We start from the raw sequence: 11671 nt of genomic DNA, 5'->3' as shown, positions 1-11671 counted from the left end.
GTCATTCGTCACCTTCCCATGCGAAACCAGCCATCAAGAGGTCGAAGTGGTTGACCCGGGCCTCGAGGTGCTCGGCTCCGACGAAGCGGCCGCTGAGCACGGCGAAGAGTTCGTCTGCTCCCGGGATCGCGATCAGGTACGTCACCGAGGTGCGAGACTCTTGCTCCGGAAGCTCGCCGAGCGTTCGACCTATCTCACTCAGCGCTACAGAGGCTTCTGCGACCGCAGAAGCGAGGCTGGCGCGTTCCGCCGACGTCGATGGTCGGAGATCATGGATCTCGTCTTGGCGCATGCGAAGTGCGCGACCCGCCGGTATGTCGAGACAGAACCCCGCCTCGTTCGTCGTCGACATCTCGTCAGCGATCACCTCCAGCTCACGCGGCCCGAAACGCGGCCCGAGGTAGGCCAAACCCACGGTGAACATCATCGTGAGTCGCGCTCCGGCGACGACGTCACTGAAGGCGTACACGTCAACGGATCCGGCGTCTCGGGCGATCGAGAACGCGTGTCGCGCGTCCTCGAGTAACCGATGTCGAGCCTGCACGATCCGCGGGTCATCGCCTGTCATGAATCCTGACGCCCAATCGGCGACGAAGCGTCTTGCCGCGTTCGGATTGCTCAGCCCGTAGCGATGCCAGCCTTCGGGGAGAGTGAGTCTATAACGCATCGTCACAACGAACCGACGTGCACTTCGGATTTCGTCGCCCAGTAGTCCTGCCACCCCTTGCTGAGGTCTTTGCCTAGGTCAGACGCACCGGTGAGCTCGTCGTACGCGCCGATACCGCCGACTCCAGCCTGGCCCCATGCCGCGACTTTCATCGGAAGTGTCAGTTTCTTGATGGTCTCCGTGGACTCGGCGAGCGATGTCAATCGGTGAATCTTGTAGACGTCGCCGACTGGCGTTTCGCCGATCAATCTCGTCTTCTCACTGCTGAGGATGTCGTCGATGGCGTTCAACGTTGACGAACGTGACCGCAGGAACGATGACGCTTCATCGGCGAGTGATCCTCCCCGAGCCGCCGTGGTCTTCGCTCCCATGAGCCCGCCAGACTCGGCGACGGCAGTCCGTAGGGCGGGCAGACCCTTGGCGACGAGCTTGCCCGCCGCACCACCCACGGCGGAGAGTGCCAACATCCCCGCCGCCTTCGCCACCTCTCGGCCCGATACGTCACCCGCGAACCCCTGCGCCGCGGTGATCGCGAAGGACAGGGCCGAAGCGACGACCCCGATCGCGAGGGCGATCGGCATGAAGGCAGGTACGAAGACACCGACCACGAGCAGGATCGGCATGACGAAGGTGCTGACGAAGTCCAGCGCGTCCTTGATCACGTTGAGCACGCCGCGGATGTCGTGGATCCCCTGCTTCACGAAATCGAGCAGCCCGTCCTTCAGCCCGTCGTCCGCCCCCTGTCGGATGCGATCAGCAACTCGACCGGCAAGCTCCCCGTACTCGCCCTCTTCGCCGAACGGGCCGCCGATCCGTCGCACGATCGCCTTCGCCGCATCGATGTCGCCCTGCGCCGCACTCAGCGCGCGGTCCTGCGCATCGACCTGGTCCTGGTGCTCCGGGCTGTCGGCCTCGGCCGTGATCGTCTGGTTCGCCGCGGCCCGGTGCGCGTCTTGCGCGTCCTGCGCCCGCAGCAGTGCAGCGTCGGCTTCGCGCTGCAGCCCCTCGAGTCCGTCCGCCCACTCGTCGAGCGCGGCGGCGAGCTCGGTGTAGCGGCCCTTGGCTTTCTCGATGGCACCGGCGAGATCGCCGGCGGAGTCGCGGAACTTCGTCCCCGACTCGCTCTCCCAGCCCTCGCCGTCCTTGAGGCTGTCGAGACGCTGGACCTGCTGGGCGATGGCCTGCTCGATCGAACGGGCACTTGAGGCGGACTGCCGGATCTCTGCCGGGTCGCCGGGTACCGGGTCGAGCTGCATGCCGACGGCGCTCCAGTCGGTGGGGCGGGCCATCAGCTGTCCTTCCCGAGGATCTTGTTCGCGAGCTCGACCTCGGTCTGCGTGAAGCCGTCGTGCGCGCTCTCGGCCATCTCGGCGACGGCCTTGATCGACTCCTGGAGGCGTCCGCGCCGGATGTCCCAGTTGCCGGCGAACTCGTCGATGGCGCTGGTGATCGTCATCGAACCGACGCCGGTCTTGTAGTCGGCCGCACTCGAGGCGACGTGTTCGAAGTCGCCGTGCAGCCGGGAGAGGTCAGATGCGAGATTGCCGATCAGGTCGAGATCGAGCTTGATGGTGCCGGCCACGGTTCCCCCGGTGGATTCCTGGTCTTCTTGTTCCTGGTCGCCGCCCCTGCGGCGAGAGCGGTGGCCGGCACCCGAGAGTGCCGGCCACCGTCGTGCAGAGCCTGACTAGCCGATGCTCGACGCGAGCTGCTCGTCCGTGGACTCGAGCGTGTTCGCGGCGCTCTCGAGGAAGCCGGCCATGCCGTCGATCGCCTGGATCGTCTGCGTCGCGCCGGAGTTGAACTCCGAGTACGTCGCGTCGAACGCCTTCGACGACTTGTCGGTGACGTAGCCCGACGACACGAGGTTGTCGATCTGGCTCTTGAGCTGGCTCAGCTGGTCCTCGATGGCCTTCTGGCCGTTGCGGAGCTGCGAAGCCTGGTTGCGGAGATCGTCGTAGGTGACGTTGACGTTTGCCATGTGCATACCCTCCCGATGCGGTATTTGATGTACCGGGAGCCCCCCGGCCGACTCGACGATACTGGATTCCGTTGCATCTCGCAGCAGTTGGGGACAAGAACCAGAACGAGGGGTACACCGTGGCACGACGTCGGAAGGACGAGGGGACACCGGAACGACCGGTGGTCACGCACGCCGAGGTCGAGCGCGACCGTCGGGCCGGGCACCTCTCCCGCGCGTGGGTCCTCCCGAGCGCTCCGGTGTCCGACCACGAGCCCGACGCCGTGGTGCACACCGAGCCACCGCTCCCGACGATCGGGGTGGTGCCGCGGCTCGTGCTCGAGGTCGCGCCGGGCAACGTGGTCCCCCTGGACCAGCCGGTGGTCCTGGGCCGCAAGGTCACGACGGCGCCTGGTCGACGGGCGGTGCTGCTCGACGATCCCGGCCGCTCGGTCTCGCGCGAGCACGCGGCGATCCGTCCGACGGGGGACGGTGGCCTCGTTGTCGAGGACCTCGGTTCGGCGAACGGCACGGTGGTGGTCCGGGCCTCCGGCGCGCAGGAGCCGAGCGTCGGCGGTGCCCAGGTCGTGGCGCGCCCCGGGGACGTGGTCATGGTCGGCGACTACGCGGTCCGCGTCCTCGCCGGCTGACGCCACCCGTGCCGCTGGGCCGCCCGCCGCATCGCCCGCACCAGCAACGGCCCCGGCAGCCGCAGCAGCCACCCTGGCACCAGCCCCCGGACGACGCGGAGCACCCGTACGACCCGTTCGTACCGCCGCTGCTCCCGGGGCCCCCACGCGAAGCCGTAGTCCGCACGCAGCCGATCCGGCAGCATGCCCACGGTCACGATCCGCACGAGCGGCATCGCCACCCGCACCCACCACGGCGCGAACCGCGGGTGCAGGAGGTCCCGCACGACACCGCGGGCGTCGTCGGTCACGGTCAGCCGGTCGAGCGTCGCCGCCCAGTACCGGTCGAACGCGGCCACCGACCCCGGCCAGCGCGACGGCGGTACCCGCAGGGCGGTCCCGATCGGTGCGTACGCCTGCAGAACCTCCTCCGCACGTGCGGCGAAGACGTCGGACCCGAAGGCCGCGTGTGCCTGCCGCGCCGAGTCGAACAGGGTCGCGGCGACCCAGAGCTGCCGGTCCTCGTCGTCTGCACCGGCGACGGGCACGTGCGCGTGGTTCACGAAGGAGGCCGCGATCGCCGCGTCCTCCGGGCTGCCCGAGACGACCGCGAAGACGAACGAGAGGGTGTGCGCGAGCCGCTGCTGCGGCCGCCGCGCGAAGTCGGAGTGCCGACGGACGCCCGCCGCGACGACGGGGTCCGCGATCTGCAGCAGGATGGCGCGACCGCCGGCCGCGACGGGCGTGCTGTCCGCGAGCAGGTGGCGGAACGCACGGTCGCGACCAGACGACGGACGGGAGGCGCGGTGCGGGTCGTGCACCGCGCCTCCCGTCCGCGAAGCGCCCGTCGACCGCGAAGCGTCCGTCGACTGCGTAGCGTCCGCCGACCGCGCATCCTGCGTCGACCGGTCAGCGGTCACGTCGCGCCCGCCGCTGCCGTGCACGGGGCGAGACGTCCACCCAGATCGCCGCACCGAGCGCGACGAGGCCGACGGCGGTCGCCGCGACGACGAAGGTCGTGCTGCCGACGTCGCCGCGCGCCGTGGAGAGCAGCGCGGCGACCGTCCAGATCGCGGGGAGCGGCCAGAGGACGCCCGAGCCCGCGACGGTCGCGGCGAGGACGCCGACCGCGAGCAGGACGCCCCAGCCGGCGTTCTCGGCGGTGCAGGCGGGCCCGGACGTCTGCGGCCCGCAAGAGGCCACACCGGAGCGGACGCCGAGGGTGGCGGCGGCCGCGATCAGCAGCAGCCCCGCCACCGACACCAGCCGCGCCGCGCCGGGGTGGCGGCGCAGGCGCTGCTGGAGTCGGGAGATCACGCCCCGATGCTATTCAGTGTCGGTGTCAGAGCGGCTTGGTGCCGAGGTCGTTCCCGAGGTCGGGGTGGTCCTCGTCGCCGTCGTGCTCCCAGAGGTCCGGAGCCTCCTCGCGCTCGGCTCCGCCGGTCGGGCCGGACGCGGTCCCGTCGCCGGGCTGCGGTTCGACGGTCTCGCCGCCGACCGCGTCGTTCGTCACGGTCTCGAGGGCTTCCTCGCGGTCGTCGACCTCGTACGGGCCGGCGTGCTCGGTGTCCACGTCGTCGTCACGGAAGCCCTCCGTGTCGAAGCCGTCGTTCGGGGTGGTTCCCGGGTCACTCATGGGGTTCCTCTCGTTCGTGGGTGTCCTGTCTACGCGCCGCGCCTAGGCGGACACGAAGCGGACGTCGCCCTGCTCGCCCGCGCCGTCGAGTCCGAGCTGCTGCGCCAGACCCTGCTCGTCGGTGGCGCCCCAGCGCTCGACGATCTTGCCGTCGCGGAACTTCGCCACCTGGATGCCGCGTACCTCGAACGACTTCCCGGTCGGCTCGTGTCCCTGGAACGGTCCGGTGTGGGTGCCGCGGATCGTGAACACCGCGGTGACGAAGTCGTCGGTGACCACCAGCGGGTCCGGGGTCAGCTCGAGGTCGGGGAACGCCGTCGTGAAGTCCTGCCAGAAGTCGACGATGCCGGCGAGCCCGCGGGCCTGGCCCGGTGCCGGGTCGTGGTCGACGACGTCCTCCGCCCAGACCTCGCCGAAGCGGTCGAAGGCGCGGTCCTGGATGATGCCGCCGAGGCGCTCCTGGGCGGCCTGGTTGACGTCGGTGCTCATGTTCTGTTCCTCTCGTCGTGATCCTCCTGCGTACGCGTCGGGGGTCGGAGGAACAGGGCGGTCCGGGGGACGGGTGTCCGGTGCACGCACCGGGCCGGCCGGGAGGCGCGGGGAGCGGACCGGGTTCGGGTCGCGTTCACCGGCTGGTCACCTCCGCGACACGACATCGGTGCATGCTCTGGCGTGCTCGGGGGAGTGGAGCGCGGTCGCCGACGGGTGGTCGAGCGACCGCGCCTTCCCCCCCGGAGCCCGCGTCCCGATGCTCGGTGTCGCGATCAGACGCGCTCGAGCAGGTGCCGCTCCTCGACGTCGGCCAGGGCGAGCGTGCGGTAGCCCGCCGACTCGAAGAACACCGTGAGCCGGTCGTCCTCGGTGCTCATGACCGTCCCGCGGCCCCACTCCGCGTGCTCCACGGGTGCGTCCGGCGGCCACGACGCGTCGTTGGACCCGTCGGCCGCGTGGGCGCCCGCGGCGGTCCCCGAAGTGCAGGTGTCGCAGTTCCCGCAGGGCTCCGGGAGTTCGTCACCGAAGTACCCGAGCAGGAACTGGCGGCGGCACTCGTCGGTCTCCGCGAACCGGCGGATCATCGCGATGCGCGACTCCTCGATCTGCTCCCGCTCGGCCGCGCGGTCCTTCGCGCGCCCGGATGCTGCCTCGGCGGTGGTCGGCCCGCCGTCCGCGCGGCGGAGGCCGTCCGTGCCGTCGACGAGGACCCCGGCCTCGACGAGCGCGTTCGCGGCGCGTCCGGCGGTCCGTGCGGCGAGACCGGACCGCTCGGCGAGGCCGGACCGAGCGACGACCCCCTCGGCGGGGACGGCGTCGAACACGGCGCGCAGGGTCGCCGGTCGGGGGCTCCCGGAGGCGAAGAAGCGCCGCAGTCCGAGGTCCTCGGCCCGGTAGTGCATCGTCGCGACCCCGGGCTGCCCGTCGCGTCCCGCACGCCCGACCTCCTGGTAGTAGGCGTCCACGGACTCCGGCACGTCGACGTGCACGACGAAGCGGACGTCCGGCTTGTCGATGCCCATGCCGAACGCGCTCGTGGCGACGACCACGTCGATCTCCCCGTCGAGGAAGGCGTGGTGCACGGCCTCGCGGTCCCGGACGCGGAGGCCGGCGTGGTACGGCTTCGCACGCCGCCCCGCCTCGACGAGGACGTCCGCGTACTCGAGCGTCTCCGCGCGGGTGGCGACGTAGACGATGCCGGCGCCCTCGAGGCCGGCGACCTGCTCGGCGACCGCCTCGCGCTTGTCGTCGGAGTCGGCGTGCCGGACGACCTCGAAGCGGAGCTCCGGACGGTCGAAGCCCGTGGCGAGCACGAGGGGGTCGCGCATCCCGAGGCGCTCGACGATCTCGGCACGCACCGGGGACGACCCCGTCGCCGTCATCGCGAGCACCGGCGGCCGCCCGAGCCGTTCGACGACCTCGCCGAGGACGAGGTAGTCCGGGCGGAAGTCGTGGCCCCACGAGGACACGCAGTGCGCCTCGTCGACGGTCACGAGGGCGACCCCGGCAGCCACGAGCCGGTCGACGACCTCGTCCTTCGCGAGCTGCTCCGGAGCGAGGAAGACGTAGCGGACCTCCCCCGCCTCGACCTGCGCCCAGGCGTCGTCGAGGTCCCGGCGCGAGTGCGTCGCGTTCACCGTCACGGCCCGCGGGGCGTCGGGGTGGTCCTCCAGTCCGACGACCTGGTCCTCCTGCAGCGCGACGAGGGGGGAGACGACGACCACGAGGCCGTCGAGCGCGAGCCCGGCGACCTGGTAGATCGCGGACTTGCCGGAGCCCGTCGGCATCACGGCGACGGCGTCGCGGCCGTCCAGGACCGCGTCGATGACGGTCTCCTGTGCGGGTCGGAGGTCCCAGCCGAAGACGTCGGCGGCGCGGGTACGGAGTTCGTCGTGCACCCGATCACCATCGTCCGGTGCCCCTGGGTACCCGCCCGGCCGCGCGCCCTGCGGATGCCGCCCTGCGGAGACGACCCGTGCCTCCAGGCCGGTCGCGCGCCGCGCGCCTCACGTCACCGCACCTGCCGCGCACCGCGCGTCCACCTGCCGGCGCTAGGCTGACCCGCGGCCGTTGTCTCGACATCGAGCGACCCTCGATGTGGAGTGTGGCAACCAGGTGACCGATGCCGATCGCACGGAACGTGCGGGAAGAAGAACAGCGTGGATCTTTTCGAGTACCAGGCCAGGGACCTCTTCGAGTCCTACGGCGTCCCCGTCCTCCAGGGGATCATCGCCGACACCCCCGAGGAGGCGAAGGCAGCGGCCGAGAAGATCGGCGGCGTGGTCGTCGTCAAGGCGCAGGTGAAGGTCGGCGGTCGCGGCAAGGCCGGCGGCGTGAAGGTCGCGAAGACCCCGGACGAGGCGTACGAGCACGCGCAGGCGATCCTCGGCCTCGACATCAAGGGCCACACCGTGCAACGGGTGATGATCGCCCAGGGTGCGGACATCGCCGAGGAGTTCTACTTCTCCGTCCTGCTCGACCGCGCCAACCGCTCCTACCTGTCGCTCACCAGCGTCGAGGGCGGCATGGAGATCGAGCAGCTCGCGGTCGAGAAGCCCGAGGCCCTCGCCCGTGTCGAGGTGAACCCGCTGACCGGCATCAACAAGGAGGCCGCGCTGGACATCGCGCGGCAGGCGAACTTCCCCGCCGAGCTCCAGGACCAGGTCGCGGACGTCTTCGTGAAGCTCTACGACGTCTTCGCCGGCGAGGACGCCACCCTGGTCGAGGTCAACCCGCTCGTCCGCACCGGCGACGGCCAGATCCTCGCGCTCGACGGCAAGGTCTCGCTCGACGAGAACGCCGACTTCCGCCACGAGCAGCACAAGGAGCTCGAGGACACCGCCAGCGAGGACCCGCTCGAGGCGAAGGCGAAGCAGCACGGCCTCAACTACGTCAAGCTCGACGGCGCGGTCGGGGTCATCGGCAACGGCGCCGGACTCGTCATGTCGACGCTCGACGTCGTCGCCTACGCCGGTGAGCGCCACGGTGGCGTGAAGCCGGCGAACTTCCTCGACATCGGCGGCGGCGCCTCGGCCGAGGTCATGGCCAACGGGCTCGACGTCATCCTCGGCGACGAGCAGGTCAAGAGCGTCTTCGTGAACGTCTTCGGTGGCATCACCGCGTGCGACGCCGTCGCGAACGGCATCGTCGCCGCGCTCGGGATCCTCGGCGACTCGGCCACCAAGCCGCTCGTCGTGCGCCTCGACGGCAACAACGTGGAAGAGGGTCGTCGGATCCTGGCGGAGGCGGCGCACCCGCTCGTCACCGTCGCCGCGACCATGGACGATGCGGCCGAGAAGGCCGCCGAGCTCGCCGCGGCCGCGGCGTAAGGAGCCTGCAGAACAATGTCGATCTTCCTCAACAAGGACTCGAAGGTCATCGTCCAGGGCATCACCGGTGGCGAGGGCACGAAGCACACCGCGCTCATGCTCAAGGCCGGCACCCAGGTCGTCGGCGGCGTGAACGCCCGCAAGGCCGGCACGACCGTTCAGCACGGCGACGTCGAACTCCCGGTGTTCGGCTCCGTCCGCGAGGCCGTGGACACCACCGGCGCCGACGTCTCGATCGTCTTCGTCCCGCCGGCGTTCGCGAAGGACGCCGTGATGGAGGCCATCGACGCCGAGGTCCCGCTCGTCGTCGTCATCACCGAGGGCATCCCCGTGCAGGACTCCGCTGAGTTCTGGGCCCACGCGAAGGCGCTCGGCGGCAAGACCCGGATCATCGGCCCGAACTGCCCCGGCATCATCACCCCGGGGGAGTCCCTCGTCGGGATCACCCCGGCGACGATCACCGGCAAGGGCCCGATCGGTCTCGTCTCGAAGTCCGGCACGCTGACCTACCAGATGATGTACGAGCTGCGTGACCTCGGCTTCTCGACCGCCATCGGCATCGGTGGCGACCCGGTGATCGGCACGACGCACATCGACGCGCTCGCCGCGTTCGAGGCCGACCCGGAGACCGAAGCGATCGTGATGATCGGTGAGATCGGCGGTGACGCCGAGGAGCGTGCGGCCGACTACATCAAGGCGCACGTCACGAAGCCGGTCGTCGGATACGTCGCCGGCTTCACCGCGCCCGAGGGCAAGACCATGGGGCACGCGGGCGCGATCGTGTCCGGCTCCGCCGGCACCGCGGAGGCGAAGAAGCAGGCGCTCGAGGCCGCCGGCGTCAAGGTCGGCAAGACGCCGTCCGAGACGGCCGCGCTGCTCCGCGAGGTGGTCGCCGCCGCGACGGCGTAGCGGCTCCGTCGGGCCACGGGTCCGACCAGACGGGAGGCACGGTGCGGGTTCGCGCCGTGCCTCCCGTCGTTCGCGCCCTGCGGCACGTACCCTGGCCCGGATGAACCGCCTGGGAACCGCCGTGCTCGCCGCGATCGAGGGGATCGTGACGGTCGGTGTCGGCGTCGGGATCGCACTCGTACCGCTCACCCTGCTCTGGGGCTTCGAGTACGGGCTCCAGGTCGACTGGGACGTCTTCTGGAAGGCCAGCGGCAGCGTCTGGCTCGTCGGGCACGGCGTCGACGTCACGTTCTTGCTCGGGTCCGCGGCCGCGAAGGCCTCCGGGGTGAGCGGCGCGGCGGCGCCGATGCACGTCACGCTCGCAGCGCTCGGGTTCGCGATCGTCACGGCCTGGCTCGGGGCCCGTGCTGGACGCCGCTTCGCCGAGACCGCGCACCGGACCACCGGCGTGCTCGTCGGCACCGCGGTCGTCGCCGTGCTCGGTCTCGCGATCGCCCTGTCGTCGACGTCCGCTGCGACGGACCCGAGTGCCTGGCAGTCGGTCGTGTTCCCGGCACTCTGGTTCGGGATCCCGGCGTTCGTCGCCTCGGAGGTGTGTCGCGTGCGCCGGATGCTCCCGGCCGACGCGGTGTCGCAGCGGGCGATCGACCTCGTGGAGCGCATCCCGGCCGTCTGGCGAGCGATCGCCGGCTTCGGCCTCCGTGCCGGCACCGCTGCGACGGCGGCGGTGGTCGCGGTCGCCGGAGTGGTCGTGGCGGTCCTGCTCTTCGCCTCCTTCGCCGAGGTCATCACGCTGTACGAGCGTTCCCATGCGGGCGTCGTCGGTGGTGTCGCGCTGACGGTCGGGCAGCTCGCGTTCCTGCCGGACCTCGTCGGCTGGGCGACCGCGTGGCTCGTCGGCCCGGGGTTCGCGATCGGCACCGGTTCGAACGTCTCGCCGATCGGCACCGTCCTCGGTCCGATCCCCGGCATCCCCGTCTTCGGCGCATTGCCGGCGTCCGGGCACACGTTCGGCCTCGTCTGGGTCCTCGTGCCGGTGATCGCCGGGTTCGCGGTCGCCGGACTCCTGCGTCCGCGACTCGTCCGGGCCCTCGGTGCCGCGGACTCCGCACTGCACCGGGCCCTGGGTGGGGTGTCGGTCGGTGTCGTCGCCGGCGTCCTGACCGGCGCTGTGGCGTGGGTGTCGTCAGGGTCCCTCGGGCCGGGTCGCCTCGCGGACGTCGGCCCGCACGCGCTCGTCGTCGGGGCCTTCGCGGCGCTCGAGGTCGGGGTGCCGGCCGTCGTCGCACTCGCCGTCGGCAGCGACCTGGTCCGACTCCCGGAGCGGCGCCCGCGCTGGACCGAGACCGACGAGGACGACGCCGACGCGGTCGCTGCGGAGGGGTCACTGCTCGACGCGCTCGACCGTGCGGGCGCCGGGCGTACCACGGACGTGCACCGCTTCGTCGTCGAGGAGGTCCACGAACCGCACACCGCGCGGACCCCGCACGGCACCGGCGCCGGCGCAGCAGACGGCTCCGCCACCGGGGCCGTCACCGAGCCGGTCACCGGGCTCGACGACGAGCGAGCGGACCGCGTTCCGACGCCGACGGCGGGTCGGGACCGACCCGAGCGGGTGGACGACGAGGGCGTCGAGCTGCCCGAGTGGGCGCGCACCGACGTCGTCGCCTCCGACCGGGTCGACCGTACGACCGCCCCCGACGACGTCGGCCGCCCCGCGGGCAGCCAGTCGGCCCGCACGGGCCTCGGCAGCGTGCGGGACCGACTGCGCAGTGCGGCGGACGGGGTGCGCGGCGGCGTCCGGGACCGCGCGGCCGCCGTCCGTGACCGGATCGGCGGCGACCACGGCGGTGACGTCGGCGGAGAACGCGCCGGCGGCCACGCCGCGCCCCTGCCGACCGCCCCGGGCACCGAGCAGCAGCCGGCGTTCCCGTGGAGCACCGAGGAGTTCGTCGCCGGGCACCACGACGAGACCACCGAGGTCGACGACGCCCGCCCGGCGCGGTCCGTCGACCCCGTGCCGCCCCAGGACACCCGCCGCGCCGACGG

Annotated in this window: 13 protein-coding genes; 4 read left to right on the top strand and 9 right to left on the bottom strand. The window is 71.6% G+C overall.

Translation table 11 applies throughout. The features are described 5' to 3' along the window. Position 1: 1 nt before the first annotated feature. From ACSW7Y_RS00860 to ACSW7Y_RS00845, 4 genes are all read right to left on the bottom strand, one after another. The gene (locus ACSW7Y_RS00860) at positions 2–667 is read right to left on the bottom strand and encodes a hypothetical protein (RefSeq protein ID WP_438124470.1); all 666 of its coding nucleotides are present in this window, start codon (positions 665–667) and stop codon (positions 2–4) included. Positions 668–669: 2 nt separating this feature from the next. Beyond that, positions 670–1956, bottom strand: coding sequence for a WXG100 family type VII secretion target (locus ACSW7Y_RS00855; RefSeq protein ID WP_438124469.1), 1287 nt, complete (start codon positions 1954–1956; stop codon positions 670–672). Beyond that, positions 1956–2249 (bottom strand): hypothetical protein, encoded by a 294-nt coding sequence (locus ACSW7Y_RS00850; RefSeq protein WP_412878931.1) that lies wholly within the window; start codon positions 2247–2249, stop codon positions 1956–1958. Before ACSW7Y_RS00850 ends, ACSW7Y_RS00855 begins: the two co-directional genes overlap by 1 nt. 105 nt (positions 2250–2354) lie before the next feature. Continuing rightward, positions 2355–2648: a WXG100 family type VII secretion target gene (locus tag ACSW7Y_RS00845; RefSeq protein WP_058725445.1), complete on the bottom strand. Its 294-nt coding sequence runs from the start codon at positions 2646–2648 to the stop codon at positions 2355–2357. Positions 2649–2767: 119 nt separating this feature from the next. Here ACSW7Y_RS00845 and ACSW7Y_RS00840 point away from each other — a divergent pair, with 119 nt between their 5' ends. Then, on the top strand, positions 2768–3277 hold the full coding sequence (locus ACSW7Y_RS00840) for an FHA domain-containing protein (protein ID WP_438124468.1): 510 nt from the start codon (positions 2768–2770) through the stop codon (positions 3275–3277). Here the strand turns inward: ACSW7Y_RS00840 and ACSW7Y_RS00835 are convergent. The 5 genes from ACSW7Y_RS00835 to ACSW7Y_RS00815 form a co-directional block, all read right to left on the bottom strand. Then, positions 3250–4077 carry an oxygenase MpaB family protein gene (locus ACSW7Y_RS00835; protein WP_438124467.1) on the bottom strand — a complete coding sequence of 276 codons (828 nt, stop codon included), beginning with the start codon at positions 4075–4077 and terminating at the stop codon, positions 3250–3252. The genes ACSW7Y_RS00840 and ACSW7Y_RS00835 overlap by 28 nt on opposite strands. A gap of 88 nt (positions 4078–4165) precedes the next feature. Next, complete coding sequence (locus tag ACSW7Y_RS00830) at positions 4166–4573, bottom strand: hypothetical protein (RefSeq protein WP_438124466.1); 408 nt, start codon at positions 4571–4573, stop codon at positions 4166–4168. Between the two features lie 25 nt (positions 4574–4598). Continuing rightward, positions 4599–4892: a hypothetical protein gene (locus ACSW7Y_RS00825; RefSeq protein ID WP_438124465.1), complete on the bottom strand. Its 294-nt coding sequence runs from the start codon at positions 4890–4892 to the stop codon at positions 4599–4601. A 42-nt stretch (positions 4893–4934) separates the two neighbouring features. Then, positions 4935–5381 carry an ester cyclase gene (locus ACSW7Y_RS00820; RefSeq protein ID WP_438124464.1) on the bottom strand — a complete coding sequence of 149 codons (447 nt, stop codon included), beginning with the start codon at positions 5379–5381 and terminating at the stop codon, positions 4935–4937. Between the two features lie 275 nt (positions 5382–5656). After that, the gene (locus ACSW7Y_RS00815) at positions 5657–7282 is read right to left on the bottom strand and encodes a RecQ family ATP-dependent DNA helicase (RefSeq protein WP_438124463.1); all 1626 of its coding nucleotides are present in this window, start codon (positions 7280–7282) and stop codon (positions 5657–5659) included. Between the two features lie 261 nt (positions 7283–7543). Between ACSW7Y_RS00815 and sucC the strand changes: the two genes are divergently transcribed. The 3 genes from sucC to ACSW7Y_RS00800 all read left to right on the top strand — a co-directional run. Continuing rightward, complete coding sequence (gene sucC / locus ACSW7Y_RS00810; RefSeq protein WP_438124462.1) at positions 7544–8713, top strand: ADP-forming succinate--CoA ligase subunit beta; 1170 nt, start codon at positions 7544–7546, stop codon at positions 8711–8713. A gap of 15 nt (positions 8714–8728) precedes the next feature. Next, positions 8729–9622, top strand: a complete 894-nt coding sequence (gene sucD / locus ACSW7Y_RS00805) for a succinate--CoA ligase subunit alpha (RefSeq protein ID WP_438124461.1) — start codon at positions 8729–8731, stop codon at positions 9620–9622. Positions 9623–9722: 100 nt separating this feature from the next. Beyond that, positions 9723–11671: cell division protein PerM (locus ACSW7Y_RS00800; RefSeq protein WP_438124460.1), on the top strand; the 1949-nt coding region annotated here is incomplete at its 3' end.

The sequence above is a fragment of the Curtobacterium flaccumfaciens genome (genome assembly GCF_051548005.1).
Taxonomy (GTDB): Bacteria; Actinomycetota; Actinomycetes; order Actinomycetales; family Microbacteriaceae; genus Curtobacterium.
The sequence above is the reverse complement of the archived record's forward strand: the minus strand, read 5'-3'. Positions and strand labels throughout refer to the sequence as shown.